The 24,638-nt window shown below is 61.7% G+C and carries 16 protein-coding genes, 2 tRNA genes and 3 pseudogenes; 11 read left to right on the top strand and 10 right to left on the bottom strand.

The window, feature by feature from the left end:
- Positions 1 to 20: 20 nt before the first annotated feature.
- From AB5975_06395 to AB5975_06350, 10 genes are all read left to right on the top strand, one after another.
- Positions 21 to 106, top strand: a tRNA-Leu gene (locus tag AB5975_06395).
- A gap of 100 nt (positions 107 to 206) precedes the next feature.
- Positions 207 to 283, top strand: a tRNA-Met gene (locus tag AB5975_06390).
- Positions 284 to 413: 130 nt separating this feature from the next.
- Complete coding sequence (gene rimP, locus AB5975_06385) at positions 414 to 872, top strand: ribosome maturation factor RimP (protein XDR21488.1); 459 nt, start codon at positions 414 to 416, stop codon at positions 870 to 872.
- A gap of 59 nt (positions 873 to 931) precedes the next feature.
- Complete coding sequence (gene nusA / locus AB5975_06380) at positions 932 to 2,413, top strand: transcription termination factor NusA (protein XDR21487.1); 1,482 nt, start codon at positions 932 to 934, stop codon at positions 2,411 to 2,413.
- 27 nt (positions 2,414 to 2,440) lie between these two features.
- Positions 2,441 to 4,969 (top strand): translation initiation factor IF-2, encoded by a 2,529-nt coding sequence (gene infB, locus AB5975_06375; GenBank protein XDR21486.1) that lies wholly within the window; start codon positions 2,441 to 2,443, stop codon positions 4,967 to 4,969.
- Positions 4,970 to 5,085: 116 nt separating this feature from the next.
- The gene (gene rbfA, locus AB5975_06370; GenBank protein XDR21485.1) at positions 5,086 to 5,484 is read left to right on the top strand and encodes a 30S ribosome-binding factor RbfA; all 399 of its coding nucleotides are present in this window, start codon (positions 5,086 to 5,088) and stop codon (positions 5,482 to 5,484) included.
- A gap of 3 nt (positions 5,485 to 5,487) precedes the next feature.
- Positions 5,488 to 6,405 carry a tRNA pseudouridine(55) synthase TruB gene (truB, locus tag AB5975_06365; protein XDR21484.1) on the top strand — a complete coding sequence of 306 codons (918 nt, stop codon included), beginning with the start codon at positions 5,488 to 5,490 and terminating at the stop codon, positions 6,403 to 6,405.
- A gap of 147 nt (positions 6,406 to 6,552) precedes the next feature.
- A complete protein-coding gene (gene rpsO / locus AB5975_06360; GenBank protein XDR21483.1) occupies positions 6,553 to 6,822 on the top strand; it encodes a 30S ribosomal protein S15 in 270 nt (89 codons plus the stop codon).
- A 250-nt stretch (positions 6,823 to 7,072) separates the two neighbouring features.
- On the top strand, positions 7,073 to 9,178 hold the full coding sequence (gene pnp, locus AB5975_06355; protein XDR21482.1) for a polyribonucleotide nucleotidyltransferase: 2,106 nt from the start codon (positions 7,073 to 7,075) through the stop codon (positions 9,176 to 9,178).
- 264 nt (positions 9,179 to 9,442) lie between these two features.
- Positions 9,443 to 9,793 carry a BON domain-containing protein gene (locus AB5975_06350; protein XDR21481.1) on the top strand — a complete coding sequence of 117 codons (351 nt, stop codon included), beginning with the start codon at positions 9,443 to 9,445 and terminating at the stop codon, positions 9,791 to 9,793.
- A 77-nt stretch (positions 9,794 to 9,870) separates the two neighbouring features.
- Here the strand turns inward: AB5975_06350 and AB5975_06345 are convergent, their stop codons facing one another.
- A complete protein-coding gene (locus tag AB5975_06345; protein ID XDR21480.1) occupies positions 9,871 to 10,173 on the bottom strand; it encodes a putative quinol monooxygenase in 303 nt (100 codons plus the stop codon).
- A gap of 60 nt (positions 10,174 to 10,233) precedes the next feature.
- On the opposite strand from AB5975_06345, the pseudogene AB5975_06340 reads away from it, so the two are divergent.
- Positions 10,234 to 10,661: pseudogene (locus AB5975_06340) on the top strand (VOC family protein).
- Between the two features lie 111 nt (positions 10,662 to 10,772).
- Here AB5975_06340 and AB5975_06335 read toward each other — a convergent pair.
- From AB5975_06335 to AB5975_06295, 9 genes and pseudogenes are all read right to left on the bottom strand, one after another.
- The gene (locus AB5975_06335) at positions 10,773 to 13,709 is read right to left on the bottom strand and encodes a DUF748 domain-containing protein (GenBank protein ID XDR21479.1); all 2,937 of its coding nucleotides are present in this window, start codon (positions 13,707 to 13,709) and stop codon (positions 10,773 to 10,775) included.
- A 78-nt stretch (positions 13,710 to 13,787) separates the two neighbouring features.
- On the bottom strand, positions 13,788 to 14,657 hold the full coding sequence (locus AB5975_06330) for an oxygenase MpaB family protein (protein ID XDR21478.1): 870 nt from the start codon (positions 14,655 to 14,657) through the stop codon (positions 13,788 to 13,790).
- 42 nt (positions 14,658 to 14,699) lie between these two features.
- Positions 14,700 to 16,632, bottom strand: a pseudogene (gene acs, locus AB5975_06325) (acetate--CoA ligase).
- Positions 16,633 to 16,767: 135 nt separating this feature from the next.
- Positions 16,768 to 18,432 carry a glucose-6-phosphate isomerase gene (pgi, locus tag AB5975_06320; GenBank protein ID XDR21477.1) on the bottom strand — a complete coding sequence of 555 codons (1,665 nt, stop codon included), beginning with the start codon at positions 18,430 to 18,432 and terminating at the stop codon, positions 16,768 to 16,770.
- 177 nt (positions 18,433 to 18,609) lie between these two features.
- The gene (gene panC / locus AB5975_06315) at positions 18,610 to 19,473 is read right to left on the bottom strand and encodes a pantoate--beta-alanine ligase (GenBank protein ID XDR21476.1); all 864 of its coding nucleotides are present in this window, start codon (positions 19,471 to 19,473) and stop codon (positions 18,610 to 18,612) included.
- Complete coding sequence (gene panB / locus AB5975_06310; GenBank protein ID XDR21475.1) at positions 19,470 to 20,270, bottom strand: 3-methyl-2-oxobutanoate hydroxymethyltransferase; 801 nt, start codon at positions 20,268 to 20,270, stop codon at positions 19,470 to 19,472. Before panB ends, panC begins: the two co-directional genes overlap by 4 nt.
- Before the next feature lie 262 nt (positions 20,271 to 20,532).
- Positions 20,533 to 21,012: a 2-amino-4-hydroxy-6-hydroxymethyldihydropteridine diphosphokinase gene (gene folK / locus AB5975_06305; protein XDR21474.1), complete on the bottom strand. Its 480-nt coding sequence runs from the start codon at positions 21,010 to 21,012 to the stop codon at positions 20,533 to 20,535.
- Complete coding sequence (locus AB5975_06300) at positions 21,009 to 22,397, bottom strand: polynucleotide adenylyltransferase PcnB (protein ID XDR21473.1); 1,389 nt, start codon at positions 22,395 to 22,397, stop codon at positions 21,009 to 21,011. The genes folK and AB5975_06300 overlap by 4 nt, the downstream gene beginning before the upstream one ends.
- A gap of 797 nt (positions 22,398 to 23,194) precedes the next feature.
- A pseudogene (locus AB5975_06295) lies at positions 23,195 to 24,638 on the bottom strand (sigma-54-dependent transcriptional regulator).

Genomic DNA, 24,638 nt, shown 5'->3' with positions numbered 1-24,638 from the left:
GGGTTTCAAGTAGTAGTATTGCCGAGGTGGTGGAATTGGTAGACACGCAACCTTGAGGTGGTTGTGCCCATAGGGTGTAGGGGTTCGAGTCCCCTTCTCGGTACCAATTAAAGCTTGAGAGCCCGCTTTAGCGGGCTTTCTTGTAGGTGAATGTTTGGATTTGACCCTCAGTAGGGTTCGGTCTTATACTTTTGCCCCAGCTTTGTCGCGGGGTGGAGCAGCTTGGTAGCTCGTCGGGCTCATAACCCGAAGGTCGTTGGTTCAAATCCAGCCCCCGCAACCAGCTTCAGCGGAGCCCCTTTTCAGGGGCTTTTTGCTAACCGAACAGTTTTCGGCGTCGTTGTCCAACGGCGCTTTCAGGGATGGGCGCTTCGCCCATTTTTTATTTGCACAGCATGCACGAGGGGGTTCAGGTGTCGAGCAAGCTAGAACAGTTGCAGGCCTTGTTGGCCCCGGTTGTCGAGGGTCTGGGCTATCAGTGCTGGGGGATCGAATACGTTTCCCAGGGTAAGCATTCGGTACTGCGCATCTACATCGACAAGGAAGGCGGCATTCTGGTGGAGGACTGCGAAGCGGTCAGTCGTCAGGCCAGCGCAATCCTCGATGTGGAAGATCCAATCAGCAGTGAGTACACCCTCGAGGTGTCTTCTCCAGGCATGGATCGCCCACTGTTCACTCTGGAACAGTTTGCCTCGCATGCCGGCGAACAAGTGAAGATCAAGCTGCGCTCACCCTTCGAGGGTCGTCGTAACTTCCAGGGCCTTCTCCGTGGTGTGGAGGAGCAGGATGTGGTGGTCCAGGTGGACAACCAAGAGTTCCTGTTACCGATCGACTCGATCGACAAGGCCAATATTATTCCCAGTTTTGACTGAGACGTGCCGGGCCCGGCGGACTATCCGGGCCCAATGGCTTGCGCAAGGCGAGGCGTACGATGAGCAAAGAAGTACTGCTGGTTGTTGAATCGGTATCCAACGAAAAAGGTGTACCGCCCGGCGTCATTTTCGAAGCGCTGGAAGTGGCCCTGGCCACTGCAACCAAAAAACGTTTTGAAGACGAAGTCGACCTGCGTGTGGAAATCAATCGCCACACCGGTAGCTACGAGACTTTCCGTCGTTGGACCGTGGTCGACGAAGCCGATCTTGATGATCCGGCAATCGAGACCTGGCTGGACAAGATCAAGGACACCCACCCTGAAGCCAAGGTCGGTGACGTGATCGAGGAGAAGATCGAGTCCATCGAGTTCGGTCGTATCGCCGCCCAGACCGCCAAGCAGGTCATCGTGCAGAAGGTCCGTGAGGCCGAGCGCGCCCAGGTGGTCGATGCCTACCGCGAACGCGTGGGCGAGATCATCTCCGGTACCGTTAAAAAGGTTACCCGCGACAACGTCATCGTTGACCTGGGCAACAATGCCGAGGCCTTGCTGGCTCGCGAAGACATCATTCCGCGCGAAACCTTCCGTGTTGGCGTGCGCCTGCGTGCGCTGCTCAAGGAAATTCGCACTGAAAACCGTGGCCCACAGCTGATTCTGTCGCGCACCGCGCCGCAGATGCTGATCGAGCTTTTCCGCATTGAAGTGCCGGAAATCGCCGAGGGCCTCATCGAAGTCATGGCTGCTTCCCGTGATCCGGGTTCGCGAGCCAAGATCGCCGTCCGCTCCAAGGACAAGCGTATCGACCCGCAAGGTGCCTGCATCGGCATGCGTGGTTCGCGCGTCCAGGCCGTATCCGGGGAGCTGGGTGGTGAGCGTGTGGATATCGTCCTGTGGGACGATAACCCGGCGCAGTTCGTCATCAACGCCATGTCGCCGGCCGAAGTCGCGGCGATCATCGTTGATGAAGATGCCCATGCCATGGACATCGCCGTCGCCGAGGACAACCTGGCCCAGGCCATTGGCCGTGGCGGTCAGAACGTTCGCCTGGCCAGTCAGTTGACCGGCTGGACCCTGAACGTGATGACCGAGAAGGACATCCAGGCCAAGCAACAGGCCGAAACCGGTGACATCCTGCGCAATTTCATCGATGAACTGGAAGTCGACGAGGAGCTGGCCCAAGTGCTGGTCGACGAAGGCTTCACCAGCCTCGAAGAAATTGCCTACGTACCGTTGGAAGAAATGCTCAACATCGATGGCTTTGACGAAGATATCGTCAATGAGCTCCGCGCTCGAGCCAAGGACCGTTTGTTGACCAAGGCCATCGCTACCGAAGAAAAACTGGCAGACGCCCACCCGGCCGAAGACCTGCTCTCCCTCGAGGGCATGGACAAGGACCTGGCGGCTGAACTGGCGGTGCGCGGCGTGGTTAACCGCGAAGACCTGGCCGAGCAGTCGATCGACGATCTGCTCGACATCGACGGCATCGACGAAGAGCGTGCCGGCAAGTTGATCATGGCCGCCCGAGCCCACTGGTTCGAGTAATTAGGCGCGGCCTGAGGAGAGAAGTGCATGACGCAAGTCACGGTGAAAGAACTGGCCCAAGAGGTCGAGGCACCGGTAGAGCGCCTGCTGCAGCAGATGCGTGAGGCAGGTCTGCCGCACACCGACGCCGGTCAGGTAGTGACCGACAATGAGAAGCAGACCCTGCTGACTCATTTGAAAAGCAGCCACAAGAGCAAGGCGGAAGAGCCGCGCAAGATTACCTTGCAGCGCAAAACCACCAGCACCCTGCGTGTCGCCGGTAGCAAGAGCATCAGCGTAGAAGTACGCAAGAAGAAAGTTTTCGTGCAGCGCAGCCCGGAAGAAATCCAGGCTGAGCAGAAGCGTGAGCTGGATGAGCGCCGCGCGGCTGAAAATGCCGCTCGCGACAAGGTCGAGGCCGAAGTTCGCCAGCGCAACGAAGAGCAAGCCCGTCGTCAGGCGGCCGACTCCGCTGTAGCCGCCCCTGCGCCTGCCGCCAAGCCAGAGCCGGCTCCTGCCGCTGCCCCGGCCCCGGTAGTCGCCGACGCTCCGGCCTCCGAAGACGCTGCAGCCCGTGCTGCCGAGCGCAAGAAGGACGAGACCCGTCGCAACGAAAGCCGTACTCGCGATGACGACCGTCGTCGTGGCGAGGCGCCTCGTGTGTCGATCAAGGTCAAGGTCAAGGAGAAGGAAAAGGCGCCGACTCCGCGTGCTGCTCCGCGCACTACCGACGAAGAGAGCGATGGCGCTCGTCGTGGTCGTGGCGGCAAGGGCAAGCTGAAAAAGCGTAATCAGCACGGCTTCCAGAACCCGACTGGCCCCGTCATCCGTGACGTGACCATCGGCGAGACCATCACGGTCTCCGAGCTGGCCAACCAGATGTCCGTCAAGGGCGCTGAAGTGGTCAAGTTCATGTTCAAGATGGGTACTCCGGTCACCATCAACCAGGTGCTCGACCAGGAAACCGCTCAGCTGATCGCAGAAGAGCTGGGCCACAAGGTCACCCTGGTCAGCGACACCGCGCTGGAAGACTCCCTGGCCGAATCGCTGAAATTCGAAGGCCAGACCGAGTCGCGTGCACCGGTGGTTACTGTCATGGGTCACGTTGACCATGGTAAGACCTCGCTGCTCGACTACATCCGTCGTGCCAAGGTTGCCGCTGGCGAAGCCGGTGGTATCACCCAGCACATCGGTGCCTACCACGTGGAAACCGACCGCGGTATGGTCACCTTCCTCGACACCCCGGGCCACGCAGCTTTCACCCAGATGCGTGCACGCGGTGCCAAGGCGACCGACATCGTCATCCTGGTGGTGGCAGCGGACGACGGCGTGATGCCTCAAACCCGCGAAGCCGTTCAGCATGCCAAGGCAGCTGGCGTTCCGCTGGTGGTTGCGGTGAACAAGATCGACAAGCCAGGTGCTGACCTCGATCGCATCCGCAACGAACTGTCCGTCGAAGGCGTAACCTCCGAGGACTGGGGTGGTGACACTCCGTTCGTTAAGGTTTCGGCGAAGATGGGTACCGGCGTCGACGAACTGCTCGAAGCTGTCCTGCTGCAGGCCGAGATCCTCGAACTGACTGCAACCCCGACCGCTCCAGGTCGTGGCGTGGTCGTCGAATCGCGCCTGGACAAGGGCCGTGGCCCAGTGGCGACCATCCTGGTTCAGGACGGTACCCTGCGTCAGGGCGACATGGTTCTGTGCGGTTCCAACTATGGCCGCGTGCGTGCCATGCTCGACGAGAACGGCAAGCCTGTGAAGGAAGCCGGCCCGTCGATCCCGGTCGAAATCCTCGGCCTGGACGGTACCCCGGAAGCCGGTGACGAGCTGTCCGTGGTTGCCGACGAGAAGAAAGCCCGTGAAGTTGCCCTGTTCCGTCAAGGCAAGTACCGCGAGGTCAAGCTGGCCCGTGCTCACGCCGGCAAGCTGGAAAACATCTTCGAGACCATGGGTCAGGAAGAGAAGAAAACCCTCAACATCGTTCTCAAGACCGATGTGCGTGGTTCTCTGGAAGCACTGCAGGGCTCGCTTGGCGGCCTGGGCAACGACGAAGTGCAGGTGCGTGTGATTGGTGGTGGCGTCGGTGGTATCACCGAAAGCGACGCCAACCTGGCACTGGCTTCGAACGCAGTACTGTTCGGCTTCAACGTGCGTGCCGATGCCGGTGCGCGCAAGATCGTCGAGCAAGAAGGTCTGGATATGCGTTACTACAACGTGATCTACGACATCATCGAAGACGTCAAGAAGGCCCTGACCGGCATGCTCGGCAGCGATGTTCGCGAGAACATCCTGGGTGTCGCCGAAGTGCGTGACGTGTTCCGTTCGCCGAAGTTCGGCGCCATCGCTGGCTGTATGGTCATCGAGGGTACCGTTTACCGCAACCGTCCGATCCGCGTACTGCGCGACGACGTTGTGATCTTCGAAGGCGAGCTGGAATCGCTGCGTCGCTTCAAGGACGACGCCTCCGAAGTGCGTTCGGGCATGGAGTGCGGTATTGGCGTCAAGAGCTACAACGACGTCAAGGTCGGCGACAAGATCGAAGTCTTCGAGAAAGTCCAGGTGGCTCGTACCCTTTAAGGGCGAGCGAGCCGCAAGCGCCCGCTACAGGGCGGCTTGCGGTACCTCTTCAGGTAGCGCCCGGTCAGGCATTCGTCTGTCCGGGCGTTTGCCGCTTTAAGTTACAGGTAGCAAGAATGGCCAAAGAATATAGCCGTACCCAACGTATTGGCGATCAGATGCAGCGCGAGCTGGCCGAACTGATCCGTCGCGAAGTCAAGGACCCACGCGTCGGTCTGGTGACCATCACCGCCGTGGACGTCAGCCGTGACCTGGGCCATGCCAAGGTGTTCATCACCGTCATGGGCGAGGAAACCCCGGACGCCGTGCAGCAGTCGCTCAAGGCATTGAACAGCGCTGCCAGCTTCCTGCGTCTGCACCTGGGGCGTTCGATGCAACTGCGCAGCGTGCCGCAGCTGCACTTCCACTTCGATGAAAGTGTCAGCCGTGGTGTGCACCTGTCGGCGCTGATCGAGCGTGCAGTGGCCGAAGACCGCCTGCACAAGGATGCCGACGAGTCGGGCACCAAGGAGTAAGTGGTGGCCCAGGTCAAACGTATCCGCCGCAATGTCAGCGGCATCATCCTGCTCGACAAGCCGCTGGGCTTCACGTCCAACGCCGCCCTGCAAAAGGTGCGCTGGCTGCTCAATGCGGAAAAGGCCGGCCACACCGGTAGCCTCGATCCGTTGGCAACCGGCGTGCTGCCGCTGTGCTTCGGCGAGGCGACCAAGTTTTCGCAGTACTTGCTCGATTCCGACAAGGGCTACGAAACCGTCATGCAGATGGGGCAGACTACCAACACCGGCGATGCCGAGGGCGAGGTACTGCAGACCCGCGACGTGACCGTTGGTCGCGCCGATATCGAGGCGCTGCTGCCACGTTTTCGTGGCCCCATCAGCCAGATACCGCCCATGTACTCGGCGCTCAAGCGTGATGGCCAGCCGCTGTACAAACTGGCGCGTGCAGGAGAGGTAGTGGAGCGCGAGGCGCGTTCTGTTACTATTAACCGCTTGGAGTTGCTCGAGTGCGAAGGCACCCGTGCACGGTTGAGCGTAGGATGCAGCAAAGGCACCTATATCCGCACCCTGGTGGAGGATATCGGTGAAGCCCTAGGCTGCGGCGCTTATGTCGCCGAGCTGCGCAGGACCCAGGCCGGGCCCTTCGCGCTGGCACAGACGGTTACCCTCGAGGAACTCGAACAGGCCCATGCCGACGGTGGCAACGAAGCGCTCGACCGCTTCCTGATGCCATCTGACAGCGGGCTGCAGGACTGGCCGATGGTCAGCCTGTCGGAACACAGTGCGTTCTACTGGCTGCATGGGCAGGCGGTACGCGCGCCGGACGCGCCACAATTTGGCATGGTCCGGGTACAGGATCATAATGCGCGCTTCATCGGTATCGGTGAAGTGAGCGAAGACGGGCGCATTGCGCCGCGTCGGCTGATTCGGTCGGAATGACCGAAACCGCGGGGCCAGGCTGTTGCCGGGTCTCACGGAATCAAGGGTGGCTGTCAGTAGGCACGGTCACACCTTTTTTATTAATACAGGGATTTGTCCCTGGCCTATTGGACCCCGCATGCGGGATCCGTTATCAGGAGAAGCCAAATGGCCCTCAGCGTTGAAGAAAAAGCTCAAATCGTTACCGACTTCCAGCAAGCCGCTGGCGACACTGGTAGCCCAGAAGTTCAGGTTGCTCTGCTGACCGCGAACATCAACAAGCTGCAAGGCCACTTCAAGGCCAACGGTAAAGACCACCACTCGCGTCGTGGCCTGATCCGTATGGTAAACCAGCGTCGTAAGCTGCTGGACTACCTGAAGGGCAAAGACACCACTCGTTACAGCGCCCTGATCGGTCGCCTGGGCCTGCGTCGCTAATAGCGGCCTGGTCAGTGGTGTGCATGGCGTGTCTCATGCATTGGCAACGCTGCCTGGCAGCGTTGTCTATGAGCATGTCATGCGTATCTCCGAGGTTGGCAGCCTGGTGAAGTTGAGCGGTTTTCCGCTCTTCAGCCAGGCTCCCAACCTCGTGTTGTATCTGGACGGTCAATGGGGCCGATTCCCCGTTCTGCCCAAGAATTCGCAAGAAACCAGTTCCCCCAAGAGCCACTGAAAAAGGTAGGAAACCGTGAACCCGGTAATCAAGACTTTCCAGTTCGGTCAATCGACCGTTACTCTCGAAACGGGCCGTATCGCCCGTCAGGCAACCGGCGCCGTGCTGGTTACCGTCGACAACGACGTCACCGTGCTGGTGACTGTGGTAGGCGCCAAACAGGCTGATCCAGGCAAGGGCTTCTTCCCCCTGTCGGTTCACTACCAGGAAAAGACCTACGCCGCCGGCAAGATCCCGGGTGGCTTCTTCAAGCGTGAAGGCCGTCCTTCCGAGAAAGAGACGCTGACCTCGCGCCTGATCGACCGTCCGATCCGTCCGCTGTTCCCGGAAGGCTTCATGAACGAAGTGCAGGTTGTCTGCACCGTGGTTTCCACCAGCAAGAAGACCGACCCGGACATCGCTGCGATGATCGGTACCTCGGCTGCCCTGGCCATTTCCGGCATCCCGTTCGAAGGCCCGATCGGCGCCGCTCGCGTTGCTTTCCACGAAAGCACCGGCTACCTGCTGAACCCGACCTACGAGCAACTGGCTGCCTCGAGCCTGGACATGGTCGTTGCCGGTACCGCCGACGCCGTACTGATGGTTGAATCGGAAGCTCAAGAGCTGACCGAAGACCAGATGCTGGGCGCTGTACTGTTCGCCCACGACGAATTCCAGGCTGTGATCCAGGCTGTCAAAGAGCTGGCCGCCGAAGCTGCCAAGCCGACCTGGGACTGGAAACCTGCAGTTGCCAACACCGAGCTGTTCAACGCTATCCGCGCCGAGTTCGGCGAAGCGGTTTCGCAGGGCTACACCATCACCGTCAAGGCCGACCGCTATGCGCGTCTGGGCGAGCTGCGCGATCAGGCGATCGCCAAGTTCTCCGGTGAAGAAGGCCAGCCTTCGGCTTCCGAAGTGAAAGAAATCTTCGGCGAAATCGAATACCGCACCGTTCGCGAAAACATCGTAAACGGCAAGCCACGTATCGACGGTCGCGACACCAAGACCGTTCGCCCGCTGAACATCGAAGTCGGCGTGCTGCCGAAGACTCACGGTTCGGCGCTGTTCACCCGTGGCGAAACCCAGGCCCTGGTCGTTGCGACCCTGGGTACTGCCCGTGACGCCCAGCTGCTGGACACCCTCGAAGGCGAGAAGAAAGACCCCTTCATGCTGCACTACAACTTCCCGCCGTTCTCGGTAGGTGAGTGTGGCCGTATGGGCGGTGCTGGCCGTCGCGAAATCGGCCACGGCCGTCTGGCTCGTCGTTCGGTTCAGGCCATGCTGCCTGCCGCTGACGTGTTCCCGTACACCATTCGCGTGGTTTCGGAAATCACCGAATCCAACGGCTCCAGCTCCATGGCTTCGGTCTGTGGTGCTTCCCTGGCGCTGATGGACGCTGGTGTGCCGATGAAGGCACCGGTTGCCGGTATCGCCATGGGCCTGGTCAAGGAAGGCGAGAAGTTCGCGGTCCTGACCGACATCCTGGGTGACGAAGACCACCTGGGCGACATGGACTTCAAGGTAGCCGGTACCGCCAAGGGCGTGACCGCGCTGCAGATGGACATCAAGATCAACGGCATCACTGAAGAGATCATGGAAATCGCCCTGGGCCAAGCCCTGGAAGCGCGCCTGAACATCCTCGGTCAGATGAACCAGATCATTGGCCAGTCGCGTACCGAACTGTCGGCCAACGCCCCGACCATGATCGCGATGAAGATCGATACCGACAAGATTCGTGACGTTATCGGCAAAGGCGGCGCCACCATTCGCGCCATCTGCGAAGAGACCAAGGCCTCGATCGACATCGAAGACGACGGCTCGATCAAGATCTTCGGCGAAACCAAGGAAGCGGCAGAGGCTGCCAAGCAGCGCATCCTGGGCATCACCGCAGAGGCCGAGATCGGCAAGATCTACGTCGGCAAGGTTGAGCGCATCGTCGACTTCGGCGCCTTCGTCAACATCCTGCCTGGCAAGGACGGCCTGGTGCACATCTCCATGCTGAGCGATGCTCGCGTCGAGAAAGTCACCGACATCCTCAAAGAAGGCCAGGAAGTCGAAGTGCTGGTACTGGACGTGGACAACCGCGGCCGTATCAAGCTGTCGATCAAGGACGTAGCTGCGGCCAAGGCCTCGGGCGTTTAAGCGACGGTTGCACGCAACACGGAAAGGGCCCTTCGGGGCCCTTTTTTCATGCGCGACGGGAACCTTTAGCGGACTTGCATCTTGCATGCAGGTTTCCCACGCTGATTGCAAAATGCACGAACGCTCAAGTGATGGCGTTTAGCTAAGTCATTGATTTATAAAGGTTCAAGCGAAGCGGTAAAGCTGGCACAGCACATGCAACTACCCTCATACCTGACGCCAGGACATACGGCGCAGACCTTTCGAAAAACAGGAGTGACCCACATGAAGAAGTTCGCCATTGCTGCCGCTACTGCCACCGCTCTGACCCTGACCATGGCTAACGCGGCATTCGCCCAGCAATCTACCCAGGCGCCGATGACTCTGGCGGCTGGTGAGGTGACCAAAGCCAAGGAAGCTACCTCCGACACCTGGATCACCACCAAGGTGAAGGCTGACCTGATGACCGAGAAAGGTGTGCCTGGCAGCGACATCAAAGTCGAAACCAACAAGGGTGTCGTGTCGCTGTCGTCCGATGTGGCGGTGACCGATGCACAGAAAGAGATGGCTGTTGCCATCGCCAAGAAGATCAAAGGTGTGCAGGCCGTTTCGGCTGATGGCCTGAAATCCGAGTAAGGAATGTCCCGTCGGCCAAACGGATTTGGCCACTTATGCACAAAGCCCCGGCCTGAGCCGGGGCTTTTTCATCTCAGCTAGTACATCGGGTTGCGCGTGATCACATCGCTTTCGAAGCATTCCTGTTTGGCGATCAGGGGCTCGATCAATGGGCGGCTATCGCGGAAATGTGCGGTCTGGGTGTGCGCGTCATACGCCGCATCATCGCGATAGATTTCGTAGAGGTAGATCACGTCTGGGTCGAACCGGTCCTGCGACACATCGAACACCAGGCAGCCTGGTTCGCTGGCGACGGAAGCTGCGGCATTGACTTTGATCGCGGTCAGGAAAGCTTCGGCGCAGCCGGGCTTCACTCGGGTCTTGATGAACAAGCTATACACAAAGCGCTCCTTTTGTTTTAAATTCTGCTTTGAATTGTATACAAAAATGGAGCCCCGCCAATGTCCGAATTGCCTGCACGCCCTGGCCGCCTGAATGGCCTGCGCCACATCGCTTTGCTGGTACCCAACCTTGAAGAGTGTGAGCGTTTCTACGTCGATGTGCTGGGCATGGAAGTGCTGAACCGCGCCAACGAGGACCTGGTGTACCTCACCTGCGGTAACGACAACCTGTCGCTGGGGCGGGGGCCGGGGCGGCCAATGGGTTGCAGACCCTGGATCACTACGGGTTCATCGTGGACAGCGTGGACAGCGTGGAGGAGCTGGAGGCGTGGTACCAGTACTTCAAGGCCCATGGCGTGACCTTGCTGGACCGGCCTTTCAACCATGGTGACGGGGCGCGCAGCTTCCACCTGCTGGACCCGGCGGGGAACAAGGTGCAGCCGCTGTATCACCCGGCGGTGTCGGGGCAGCGGTTGGTGAGTGCCTGAATTGATATCACCTGATCGGGCCCCTTCGCGGGTAAACCCGCTCCCACAAGGACTGTGCAGTACCTGTGGGAGCGGGTTTACCCGCGAAGAGGCCGGGCCTGCCTTAAGCGATTATTCGGCATCCAGATGCATCGGCGTCACCACCCGGCCATCGCTTTCAGGCTGCCCCAGGCTGGTATCGATGAAATACACCCGGTCATCTTCCAGCTTGCCCTTGTCCACTAGGTAATCCTTGATACTGCTGGCCCGCTCCTGGCCCAAGGTACGCAGCAGTGCGGTGCTCTCTGCCCAGGACTTGATCACAGCCTCGCGCAGCTTGGCGGTGCGCTCGTCGCGGCCCAGTTGCTCCCATTCGGCAGGCGGCTGCTGTTTAAGGCGAGTGCGATAGATGCCCTCAAGCATTGCCGGCTTGTCGCTGTCGTCGACTACCAGCATCGAGGCATTGGCCGGTACTTTGTCGCCACGGCGCTGCAGGATCTTGTACCAGGTAGCCTGGTACTCACGCTCCAGGCGTTGCTGGGCGATCAGCGGGCCATCGCTGGCCTGGGCGCTGGTGCCTTCGATTTCCAGACGCAGTTCCGGGCGCTCCTTAAGTGCTGATGCCAGTTTGTCCAGGGACGACTGGGCATCGCCGCTGAGTTCGCTGGAACCCGGGGCGAACGCTACGTTGCCGAGGTCTTCCGCGCCCCCGCCGCTAATCAGCCCACCAATGAACTTGAACGGTGCCTGTGCCGCACGCAGCACCAGGTTACGCAGGGTTTGCCAAACAATCGGCATCACGCTGAACTGCGGGTTGTTGAGGTCGCCGGTGACCGGCAGTTCGATCGAGATCTTGCCCTCGGTATCCTTAAGCAGTGCCACTGCCAGGCGGATCGGCAGGTCGACCGCGTCCGGGCTGTCGACTTTTTCACCCAGTTGCAGCTGCTCCACCACGACCTTGTTCTCGGCCTTGAGCTGGCCGTTGGTGATCAGGTAGTGCAGGTCGAGGCTGAGCCGGCCTTTGCGGATGCGGAAGCCGGCAAATTTACCGGAGTAGGGCGTCAACGTGGTCAGCTCGACGCGCTTGAAGCTGGTGGCGATGTCCAGGCTGGCCAACGGGTTGAACGGGTTGAGAGCGCCCTTGATGGTAACCGGTGCGTAGCGGTCGACCTTGCCCTTGACGTCCACCTTGGCCGGCAGCGGCTTGCGGTTGTCGATGGTGCCGATTTGGCCATTGAGCTGCTGGATGGCCGTGGCGAAGTTGGGGGTGAGCGACAGGTCGGCGAAGTTGGCCGAGCCGTCGTTGATGTCGATCTGGCCGATGTGAATGCCCAGTGGCTTGCCGCTGCTGGCCGAGGCCGGCTTTGACGTGTTGCTCGCCGGGGCGCCGGCCGGTTGTGGGATCAGCAGGTCATTGACGTTGGTGGTGCGGTCTTCGTTGATGATGAAACGCGCATAGGGCTGCAGCAGGGTTACCTTGTCGATCGACAGTGCATCGCCGTGCACGTAGGACAAGCCGTCGACGTTCACTTGCTGCCATTTGACGAAGTCGCGGCTTTTGATGGTGTCGAGGGTGTGCAACTGGCTGACTTGCGCCTTGCCGGTGACATTGAACGCCAGCGGCGCGGTGTTCTTCAGGTCTACCTTGAGGTCGCTGGAAAGCATGCCGCTGCGCAGCTCCAGCAGGATGAACGGGCTGATGTAGGCTTGGGCCACGCGCAGGTCGATGTCACGGGTGCTCACATCCAGCTTGGCCCAAATTGGCGCCAGGTTGACCTGGCCAGCCGCTTGCAGCTTGCCTTGCTTGCCCACGCCGGTGTCGAGCTTGAGGGTGAAGGGCGACTGGTTGAGGCTGTCGAAACCTTGCAGGTCGGCGTTGAGAGGGCCAATGTCCAAGGCTACCGGTTCTTTCTGGCTGCGGTCCGCCAGGTGCACCAGGTAGTTGCGCAGTTGCACATCCTTGAGCAGCACTTGCCAGGGTTTGCTGGGCGCCTTGGCGGCTTTCTCTTCAGGCGTAGGCTCGGCGGCGGCAGGTTCGGCCTTTTCCTTTGGCGTGGCCTTGGCCGGTTGGCTGGCGAACAGCTTCTGCCAGTCGAGTTGGCCGTCCTTTTCCAGTGCGGCCCAGGTTTCCAGTTTTTCGCTGCGGATCTTGCCCACGGTGACCAGTTGCTTGACCAGATCGACAGAGGTTTCGCTCACCTCCAGGCTGGCCAGGCGTGCCAACGGGCGGCCATCCGGCGCCTTGATGGCGAACGGCGCGATGCGCACGGAGGCGTTGTCCAGTTGCAACTCGGTCTGCTGGGCGAGGTTGAGCTTGTAGTGGGTGTCGAGGCTGATCACGCCGTCTTCCAGCACCAGCGGCACGGCGTCACGGACATAGGGCCAGAACGCCTTCATCTTGCCTTCGGTGACCTTCAGCGTGCCTTCGGAGGCGATCGGCGCCAGGCTGAGGGTGCCTTTCCAGTCGATACGCCCGCCGTTGGGGCCGAGGGCCACCAGGGACATGTCGGCATTGTCGTTGGGCAGGGTGCTGAGGTTTTTCAGCTCCAGGTTCATGTTGTCGTAGAGGAATTCGATCGGCTCGCTAGGGCGCTGGTCCTCGAAGTGCAGGTAGCCGTCGACCAGCTTGATGCTGCCAATACGCAACGGGAACGGGTCGCTGGGCGGCTCGTCAGGTTTGGCCTCACTGGCGGGCAGCTTGAACAACCCGGTCAGGTTGAGGGCCCCGTCCTTGGCGAACAGGACTTCGTTGCGTGGTTTGTCGAGTTCGATCGCTTCCAGGTGCAGGGCTTTGGTCCACAGGCTGTCGAGCGAGAGGTTGGCGTACAACCGCTCGAACGCGACTTGCTCTTTGCCCGGCTCGCCGATCTGCAGGCCCCACAGCGTCAGCTCGAGGCTGAAGGGGTTGAGTTCGATCCGCTCGAGGTGGGCCGGCACGGTCGCGTACTGGGCCAACTGCTGGTTGGCGATGCGCAGCGCGACACCGGGAAGAATAAGGAAGCCGAGCAGGCTATAGAGGGCTACCAGGGCCACGATTGCGCCAGCGGCGCGAGTCAATCCTTTGTACATGTGTCGCTTCGTCTGTCTAAGCAGGAGTGCTTGGAGTATGGCACGTTAAATCAGTTCCGCAGGGGCGACCATTTGACCTCACTCAATGCCCATGCGCCGTTTGGCCCGGTGCGCCGAGCCGTCGCGCATTGCCCAGCGCAGTACTGGCGCTGTGCGCCTGAGGCCCAGGCGAATCAGGCGCTGCTGCAAAGGCCCATGTTGCAGGCCGAGCATGGCCTGTGCCCAGCCCGGTAGCAGGTCGATACCGGCGTGCAGCATCAGCTTGCCCACCGGCTGTGCCAGGCGGCTGGGGGCAGGGGCATCGAGCAGGATTCGTATCACTTCATGGCTGCGCGCATCGCAGTGCAGCTGGGGGTGCATGCGTTGCAGATAGTCTTCCACCTGTTGGCACGAACGCGGCACGTCACGGGCGCCAAGGCGCTCGGCGATCAGGGCGATTTCGTTGTAATAGGCATCCTGCTCGGTGCGCGGCAGCTGCGGGTTGCGGTAACGCAGATGAGCGGCGAGGAAACTGCTGACCTCCGCCACATGCACCCAGGTCAGCAGGTCCGGGTCGCTGGCCGCATAGGGGCGGCCGTCCGGCGCGGTGCCGGTAACTCGCAGGTGAATGGTGCGCACTTTGTCGATCAGCCATTCGGCGTCGCCCGTGGCGCCGAACGTGGTGCCGGAAATGAACTGGCTGGTGCGGCGCAGGCGGCCGAGCAGGTCTTCGCGGAAATTGGAGTGGTCCCACACGCCGGCCAGGGCCAACGGATGCAACAGCTGCAGCATCAGGGCGCTGATGCCGCCGACCAGCATGCTCGGGAAGTCGCCATGCACCCGCCAGCTGATGCTGTGCGGGCCGAACAGGCCAGGGTCGCCCTTGGGCGATTCCAGGTCGAGCTGGCCGAGGGCCAGCCCGGTGAGGCTCATGACCTGGGTTTCGATACGGCGACGAAGGGCTTCCATGGGGACCTGCGGTGCGGGGCGGCCATGAACAGCGGCCGCCGGTTACGGGTTAAGGCGTTTGTCGATCAGGCCCTGTACCACGCTGGGGTCGGCAAGGGTCGAGGTATCGCCCAGGTTGTCCAGCTCGTTGCAGGCGATTTTGCGCAGTATACGCCGCATGATCTTGCCTGAGCGCGTCTTGGGTAGCGCCGGCGCCCACTGAATCAGCTCGGGTTTGGCGAAACTGCCGATTTCCTTGCTGACCAGTGCCAGCAGCTCGGCCTTTAGCGTGTCGTCTGGCGTCACGCCATTCATGGTCGTGACGAAGGCGTAGACGCCCTGGCCCTTGAGGTCGTGGGGGTAACCGACCACGGCTGCCTCGGCGACGCTGTCATGCAGCACCAGTGCGCTTTCTACTTCGGCGGTGCCTATGCGGTGCCCGGACACGTTGATCACATCGTCGATGCGCCCGGTGATCCAGTAGTCGCCATCGGCGTCGCGGCGGGCACCGTCGCCGGTGAAGTAGTAGCCGGGCATGGGTTTGAAGTAGGTGTCGACCATGCGCTGATGGTCGCCATAGACGCTACGGATCTGCCCGGGCCAGCTGGCCTTGATGACCAGAAGGCCAGCGCCGGGGCCTTCGATCAGTTTGCCTTTTTCGTCCAGTAGCGCCGGTTGCACGCCAAACATGGGCTGTGTGGCGCAACCGGGTTTGAGTGCCTGCGAGCCGGGCAGCGGGGTGAGCATGATGCCGCCGGTTTCGGTCTGCCACCAGGTATCGACAATGGGGCAGCGCTTCTGCCCGACCGCCTCGAAATACCACTCCCAGGCTTCAGGGTTGATTGGCTCGCCGACGCTGCCCAACAAGCGCAGGCTCTTGCGCGAGGTGCCCTGCAGCGGCGCGGAGCCCTCGCGCATCAATGCGCGCAGGGCGGTCGGGGCGGTGTAGAAAATGTTTACCTGGTGCTTGTCCACCACCTGCCAGAAGCGTGAAGTGTCCGGGTAGTTGGGTACGCCTTCGAACATCAGCGAGATGGCGCCATTGGCCAGCGGGCCATAGACGATGTAGCTGTGGCCGGTAACCCAGCCGACATCGGCGGTGCACCAGAAAACCTCGCCGTCACGGTAGTCGAACACTACCTTGAAGGTCATTGTCGCTTGCAGCAGGTAGCCGCCGGTGGTGTGCAGCACGCCTTTTGGTTTGCCGGTGCTGCCGGAGGTATAGAGGATGAACAGCGGGTCTTCGGCCGCCATCGGCTCGGGGGGCAGTCGTCGCCGGCCTTTTCCGTTACTTCGTGGTACCAGAGGTCGCGGCCTTCGGCCCAGGCGACATCGCCGCCGGTGCGGCGCACCACCAACACGCTGCTGACCGCTGGGCAGCTGGCCAGGGCCTTGTCGACGTTCTGTTTCAGCGGGACACGCTTGCCGCCACGCACGCCCTCATCGGCGGTGATCACGGTGCGGCAGTCGGCGTCGAGAATGCGGTCGCGCAGGGCGTCGGGGAAAAACCGCCGAACACTACCGAATGTATGGCCCCGATGCGGGTGCAGGCGAGCATGGCGAAGGCGGCTTCGGGGATCATCGGCATGTAGATGCACACTCGGTCGCCTTTCTTGACCCCGCGCGCCTTCATTGCATTGGCCAGGCGGCAGACCTGGCGGTGCAGCTCGCGGTAAGTGATGGCCTTGGAGTCTTTTGGGTCGTCACCTTCCCACAGCAGGGCCGTCTGCTCGCCGCGCTGGGCTAGATGGCGGTCGATGCAGTTATAGCTGACGTTGAGCTGTGCACCGTCGAACCAGCGGGCCTTGCCGGTATTCAGGTCGCATTGCTGCACGCTCGACCAGGGCTTGATCCAGTCCAGGCGTTTGGCCTGCTCGGCCCAGAAGGTGTCAGGATCGTCGACCGACTGGCGGTACAGGCGATGGTATTCGTCGGGGGTGAGGGTGGCGGACTGGCTGACGGCCAGGGCCTGGGGATAGTTGCGGATATCGAACATGGCGGGTGGTCCTGCTCTTGTAAGGGGCGATGGACTGCAACGGCTATTCGATAGGACAGTGTAGCTGGGAGAGGTGTTCAACCTTGCAGGCCTCTTCGCGGGATTGCCCGCGAAGAGGTGCGTACAGGCTTTAGATCACCCGCGGTGGCGGCCGCGGAAGTAGTTGATCAGCCCTTGGGTGGAGCCATCTTCGGCGCTTTCTTCCAGGCTGCCGACCAAGCGCTGGTAAACGCCCTTGCCCAGCTCCTTGCCCAGCTCAACGCCCCACTGGTCGAAGGCATTGATACCCCAGATCACGCTCTGCACGAACACCTTGTGCTCGTACATCGCCACCAGAGCGCCCAGGCGGCGAGGGCTGATACGTTCGACCACCAGGGTGTTGCTCGGGCGATTACCCGGGATCACCTTGTGCGGTGCGAGCTTCTCGATATCCGCTTCGTTCAGGCCTTTGCCGCGCAGCTCGGCTTCAGCCTCCTCACGGGTTTTACCCAGCATCAGCGCCTGGCTTTGCGACAGGCAGTTGGCATACAGCCACTGGTGATGGTCGGCCACCGGGTTGAAGCTCACGACCGGCACGATGAAGTCGGCCGGAATCAGCTGGGTGCCCTGGTGCAGCAACTGGTGGTAGGCGTGCTGGCCGTTACAGCCCACGCCACCCCAGATAACCGGGCCGGTGTCGGTCTTCACCGGGGTGCCGTCCTGCAGCACGCTCTTGCCGTTGGACTCCATGTCCAACTGCTGCAAGTGCTTGGTGATGTTGCGCAGGTAGTGGTCGTACGGCAGGATCGCGTGGCTGTTCGCGCCCCAGAAGTTGCCGTACCACACACCTAGCAAGGCCAGTAGCACCGGCATGTTCTTGTCGAAGGGGGCGGTCTGGAAGTGCTGGTCCATGGTGTAGGCACCGGACAGCAGTTCCTTGAAGTTGGCCGTGCCGATGGCCAGGGCGATCGGCAGGCCGATGGCCGACCACAGCGAGTAGCGCCCGCCTACCCAGTCCCACATCGGGAAGATGTTCTCTTCGCGGATACCGAACGCCACCGCAGCGGCCTTGTTGCTGGAAACCGCGATGAAGTGGCGGTACAGCTCGGCTTCCGAGCCGCCCTGGGCCAGGTACCAGGTACGCGCGGCCATGGCGTTTTTCAGGGTCTCGAGGGTATTGAACGACTTTGACGAGACGATGAACAGGGTGGTTTCGGCGCGCAGGTTGGCCGAGAGCTCGTGGAATTCACTGCCGTCGATATTGGCCAGGTAATGGCAGCGCACGCCGCGCTGGGCGTAGGGCAGCAGCGCTTCGGAGACCAGCTCGGGGCCGAGGAACGAGCCGCCGATACCGATATTGACCACGTCGGTAATCGGTTTTTCGCTGTAGCCGCGCCACAGGCCGTCGTGGATGCGCCCGACCAGTTCGGTGATCTGGTTGAGTACCTTGTGCACTTCCGGCATGACATTCACGCCGTTGACGCTGAGCTTGTCGCCTACGGGCCGTCGCAGGGCGGTGTGCAGCACCGGACGGCCTTCGGAGGCATTGATGATTTCGCCGGCGAACATCGATTTGATGGCGTCCTGCAGGCCCACTTCGTTGGCCAGGTTCACCAGCAGGTCGCGGCTTTGTTCGGTGATCAGGTTTTTCGAGTAGTCGAGGAACAGGCCGCAGCAGCTCAGGGAGAACTGGTCGAAGCGTTGGGCATCGGCGGCGAAGGCTTCGCGCATGCTGAAGCCTTGCATGGCGTCGCGGTGTTGCTGAAGCGCCTGCCAGGCGGGCAGGGCCGTCACATCGTGGGGTGTACGGTAATACGCCATTGCGCGGGGTTCCCTTGGTGCGTGGTGAGGCCTTGGACACGGCAGTTATTGCCGGGTTCAGGCTGGCATCATTATAGGCAAAGGCCACTTGCAGGGAATGGGTATGGCGGGGGAATTTGGCGGGCGCCCGTGGGAGCGGGCTTGCCCGCGAATGGGCTGCAAAGCAGCCCAATGCCGTTACGCAGTCTTTTCTTCCAGATGCAGGTACAGGTTGTCGATCAACCGCGTGTTACCCAGGTACGCCGCCGCGATCACCACCAGGTCTCGATCGTCGATCAGTGCCGGGCGCAGGCTCACGGCATGGCGCACTTCCAGGTAATCCGGCCGGAAACCCGCAGCGCTCAGTTGCGCCTGGCCTTCTGCGACCAGCGCGGCAAAGTCGCGCTGGCCACGGCCGATGCCCGCTGCAATGTGCTGCAACGTGCGGTAAAGCGCTGGCGCGGCAGTACGCTGCTCAGGCGTGAGGTAGCCATTGCGCGACGACAGCGCCAGGCCATCGTCGGCACGCACGGTGGGTTCGCCGATGATCTGGATCGGCATGTTCAGGTCGCGCACCATGGCGCGGATCACCGCCAGCTGCTGGAAGTCCTTCTCGCCGAACACGGCAAGGTCTGGCTGAACCATGTTGAACAGTTTGCTGACTACCGTGGCCACGCCTTCGAAATGCCCTGGTCGGCTGGCGCCGCACAGGCCTTCGGAAAGTTGGGGCACGCTGACGCGGGTTTGCACGCTCATGCCGTCGGGGTACATCTCTTCCACGGCGGGCGCGAACAGCAGGTTGCAGCCGGCCTGCAGCAGGCGCTCCTGGTCGGCGGCCAAAGTGCGCGGGTACTTGTCGAGGTCTTCGTTGGCGCCGAACTGCAGCGGGTTGACGAAGATGCTGGCGACCACAAAATCGGCGCGCTGCGCGGCCTTGGTCACCAGCGCCGCGTGGCCGCTGTGCAGGTTGCCCATGGTCGGCACGAAGCCGATACGTTTGCCTTCACCGCGGGCGCGGGCTACTGCCGCGCGCAGTTCGCGGACGGTCTTGACTGTATTCATGCACTGAACCCGTGTTCGCTGCCTGGGAAGCTGACTTGCTTGACGGCCTCGACATAAGCGACGAGGGCGCTGTGGATATCTGGCTGGCCTTGCATGAAGTTTTTCACGAACTTCGGTACCCGGCCACTCAGCGACAAGCCGAGCATGTCGTGCAGCACCAGTACCTGGCCATCGGTGGCGCTGCCCGCGCCAATACCGATTACGGGAATACCCACGGCGTTGGTGATTTCCGCCGCCAGTTCGCTGGGTACGCATTCGAGCAGCAGCATGGCCGCACCGGCCTGCTCCAGGGCAATCGCGTCGGCGCGCATCTGCCGGGCCTGGGCTTCCTGGCGGCCTTGCACTTTGTAGCCGCCCAGCACATTGACGGTTTGCGGGGTCAGGCCCATGTGTGCGCACACCGGCACGCCACGCTCGGCCAGCAGGCGGATGGTTTCGGCAAGCCAGGCTGCGCCTTCGATCTTGATCATGTGGGCGCCGGCTTGCATCAGCGTGGCGCTGTTGGCAAAAGCCTGCTCCGGGGTAGCGTGCGCCATGAAAGGCAGGTCGGCGAGGATCAGCGCACCGTCGTTGCCGCGTTTGACGCAGGCGGTGTGGTAGGCCATGTCTGCCGTGGTTACCGGCAAGGTGCTGTCGTGGCCCTGCAGGACCATCCCCAGTGAGTCGCCCACCAGCAACACTTCAACGCCGGCCTGGCTGGCGGCCTTGGCGAAGGTCGCGTCGTAGCAAGTCAGCATGGTGATTTTTTCACCCTTGGCCTTGAGGCCATTGAGGGTGGTAAGGGTTACTTCAGGCATGTAGGAAATTCCTCGTTCAGGCGCTGTAAAAAACGACTGCATTCAACGCGTGTAGTCATCTTCCGGAGCGGCACATCATCGCGTGTGATGTTCGGGTACAGGTCCGTCCGGGCCTAAATACGGGTATGCGGCACTTTGGTGCCACACGGGACGCCTATAGTCGTGAGCGAGGTAAGGGAAGTCAATCACCCTGTTACCGCATTGTTACGATCAGGGTGTTACTGGCGTTACCGCTGCTGGGCGGCAGGCTGGAACGCCCGGTTTACAGGCGTTCCAGGCCGACGAACGGGCAGCCGTCGAGCAGTTGTGCGAGCGCGCGGCCATCGGCCAGGCGGAAGTCGCCCGGTACCAGTTCGGCCAGCGGGTACAGCACGAAGGGGCGGGCATGCATGTGGTAATGCGGCACTTTCAGGCGTGGCTCGTCGAGTACCTGGTCGCCGAACAGCAGAATGTCCAGGTCCAGCGTGCGCGGGCCCCAGCGTTCCTTGCGCACGCGACCCTGGTCGTTCTCGATGGCCTGCAGGGCATCGAGCAGGGCCAATGGCGCCAAGGTTGTGTCCAGCGCGGCCACGGCGTTGGTATAGCGCGGCTGGCCAGGCAGCAGCGAGTCGCTGGTGTAGAGTGCCGAGGCCGCTACCAGGCGTGTGGCCTCGACCTGGTCGAGCGCCTGCAAGGCGCTACGCAACTGCTCGGCAGGTGCGTCCAGGTTGCTGCCCAGGCCTACATAGGCGCGAATGGTCACTCGAACGCCTCGTCGCCACCGCGTTTGCGTTTGCTGCCGCTGCGCTTGCGTTTGCGTGGGCCGGCGCCGGTGCCTTCGTCACGGTTGCCCAGCTCGCGGATCATCTCGCGGCGCTCGCTGTCGTTGGCATCCTGGTAATCGGTCCACCACTGGCCGAGGTCGTCGGTTTCTTCCCCAGCGCTTTCGCGCAACAGCAGGAAGTCGTAACCGGCGCGGAAGCGCGGGTTGTCCAGCAGCATGTCGGCGCGCTTGCCGCTGCGGCGTGGCAGGCGCTCCTGCATGTCCCAGATCTCGCGGATCGGCAGGGTAAAACGCTTGGGAATGGCGATGCGCGCGCATTGCTCGGCGATCAGGTCGTGAGCCGCACCGTTCATGGCCGGGATCGGCGGCACACCCTGGTTCTGCAGGTGCAGCACGCGGGCTGGCAGGGCTGGCCACAGCAGTGCAGCGAACAGGAAGGCCGGCGTCACCGGTTTGCCCTGCTTCACGCGCAGGTCGGTGTTGTTCAGCGCCTGGCTGATCAGCGTGTGGGTGTAGGTTGGGCGCTCGTCCAGGGCATGGGCGCTGGCAGGGAACAGCGGCTCGAACAACTCCAGGTCGACCAGCATTTCGAAGGCGATAGCACCTTGGCCGCTGAGGAACAGCTTGAGGCACTCTTCGAACAGGCGCGCGGGCGGAATCTCGCGCAGCATCGGGGCCAGGCCGCGGATCGGCTGGAAGGTGTGCTTTTCGATGCCAAAGTCGAGCTTGGCGGCAAAGCGCACCGCACGCAGCATGCGCACCGGGTCTTCCTGGTAACGGTGGGTCGGGTCGCCAATCAGCCGCAGCAGGCGATTGCGCACATCGTGCACACCGTTGGCGTAATCGAGAATGCGCTCGCTGACCGGGTCGTAGTACAGGGCGTTGATGGTGAAGTCGCGGCGTTGCGCGTCCTCTTCCAGGGTGCCGTACACGTTGTCTCGCAAGATGCGACCACTGGCGTTATGCGACGAACGGTGGGCGTCGCCCTGGTCGTCTTCCGAGTGGTGGGCGCGGAAGGTGGCGACTTCAATGATCTCACGGCCAAAATGCACGTGGACCAGCTTGAAGCGGCGACCAATGATGCGCGCGTTGCGGAACTCGGCACGAACCTGTTCGGGGGTGGCGCTGGTGGCGACGTCGAAGTCCTTCGGCGTGATGCCCAGCATCAGGTCGCGGACACAGCCACCGACCAGGTAAGCCTGGTAGCCGGCGCTTTGCAGGCGCTCCACGATGTTCACCGCATGGCGGCTGAACTGGTGGCGCTGCAGCGAGTGCTGGCTCTTGTTGATCACCTCAGGCGTGGTGCGCCTGTGGTGCGGGCCCGGTACGGGCGGGCGGAAAGACTGGAACAGCTTCTTCAGCATGGGATGCACTGTGTGAAGGAATGTTCGGCCAAGAATAGGAGAATGGCCGCATGATGGGCGGGGATTCTAGCATTTACTCGAGGAATGGTGTAGGCGGGTGGCAGGATGCCTGCCAGAAGGGTAGAAACGACAAGGGGAGCCTAAGCTCCCCAAGAAGTCGTTGCGTGCTCTTATTGTTTTTTTTGCTGGGCTTCTTGTTTTTGTTGAGCGCCCTGTCCACAAATCTCGAAGCTTGTGGACGACCCCTAAACCAGGGGTTAAGAGCAAACGGATTGCTTTGGCCGCTGATGTCACGTTGATCTGTCGATCCAACCAGTTCAGGCGCTGCTTTTTAGTGCAGTTTTTGTTGTTCTCTGCCTGGTCGTGGGGCAAGCCCCAAACACGCATCCTCTCCAAAAGAATCAGTTAGCTGCGCCTCCGCCGTCTTGTTTTTATTGTGCGTGAGCCGTTTCGTCTTGTTCTTATTGTAGGTTGCAGTGCTTGTTATTGTTTTTGTACTAAGCATATAGCAGGTGCCGTGCCAACTTTTTGAAACCTAGCAAAATCAAGGGGTTGAGGTGTTCTGGTGATTTTTGTGACGCCGAAAATGTCGAAATTTCGTTACCGTACGCCTCGGGAACTGTTACGGCGGAAAGGTTGGGTAACAGATTTTTGCGGGAACTGATGTGTTACCGGGGGGCTTTGAAGCCAGGTGTGCTCGCCATGGCCCGTTCAGGGCCTATGCGATCGAGCGCCGCCCGCGCGGCGCTCGATCGCATAGGCGCCGCAATTGCTGCGGCGTACCGTGCGCAGGCTGGTTATTCGCTGGTAGCGTTGCTTTTGCGCCGCGGGATGCCCAGGCGCTGACGGCGTTCCCACAGGCACTTGCGGCTGACGCCCAGCTTGCGTGCCAGTTCGGTCTCGGTCATGTGGTCCTGGTGTTCGAGCACGAAGTGCTGGAAGTAGTCTTCCAGCGACAGGTCCTCGGTCGGCTCGTGGCTGGCACTGGCCGCACTGGCCACCACCAGGGCGTTGTCGAGGATGTCGTCTTCTTCCAGGTCGCTCAGCTCGATGTCGATACCCAGCAGGTCGGCGGAAATCTCTGCGCTCTCGCTGAGAATCACCGCGCGCTCCACGGCGTTTTCCAGCTCGCGCACGTTACCCGGCCAGCTGTAGTGTCGAATGGCCTGCTCGGCTTCGGCCGAGAAGTGCAGGTCGTCGCGGCCGATGCGCGCACTCTGGCGAGCGAGGAAGGCGCTGGCGATCTCGTTGACGTCGCTGCCGCGCTCGCGCAGGGCCGGCAGCTTCAGGGCGATCACGTGCAGGCGGTAATCGAGGTCTTCACGGAACTGGCCGGCCTTGGCCAGGTTCTTCAGGTCGCGGTGGGTCGCGGCGATCAGGCGCACATCCACCTTTTGCGACTGTACCGAACCCCACCCGGCGAATCTCTCCTTCCTGCAGCACGCGCAACAGGCGAGCCTGGGCTTCCAGCGGCAGCTCGCCGATTTCATCGAGGAACAGCGTACCGCCATCGGCGGCTTCCACCAGGCCGGCGCGCCCGGCGCTGGCACCGGTGAACGCGCCTTTTTCGTGGCCGAACAGTTCGGACTCGATCAGTGTCTCGGGGATGGCCGCGCAGTTCACTGAAATCATCGGCGCCTTGGCCCGGCGCGACAGGTTGTGCAGGGCGCGGGCCACCAGCTCTTTACCCGTGCCCGACTCACCCTGGATAAGCACATTGGAGTCGGTGGGTGCGACCTTGCGGATCTTGCTGTACATGTCCTGCATGGGCGGGCACGAGCCGATGATGCCGATTTCGCCATTGGCCGCTGCCGCGCTGCTTTTATCGGCTGAGGCAGCCTTGCCATTGCTGGCGCGTGGCTCGGCAGCGGGTGCGGCGGCCGGGGCGTTTTGCCGGTCACGCAGGATGCGCGCCACCGCTTGCAGCATCTCGTCATGGTCGAAGGGCTTGGCGATGTAGTCCACCGCGCCCATTTTCATCGAGTCCACCGCCGAGCGCAGGCTGGCGTAACTGGTCATGATCAGCACCGGGGTGCCCTGGCCGAGCTTGATCAGCTCGGTGCCGGGAGCGCCTGGCAAGCGCAGGTCACTGACGATGAGGTCGAAGGTGGCAATGCTGAAGCGTTCCTGGGCTTCCTGCACCGAGCCGGCTTCGCTGACCTGGTACTGGTTCCGCTCAAGCAGGCGACGCAGGGCCGAGCGGATGATGGTTTCGTCTTCGACGATCAGAATGTGCGGCAT

This window comes from Pseudomonas putida, from assembly GCA_041071465.1.
GTDB classification, from domain to species: domain Bacteria; phylum Pseudomonadota; class Gammaproteobacteria; order Pseudomonadales; family Pseudomonadaceae; genus Aquipseudomonas; species Aquipseudomonas putida_P.
The sequence above is the reverse complement of the archived record's forward strand: the minus strand, read 5'-3'. Positions and strand labels throughout refer to the sequence as shown.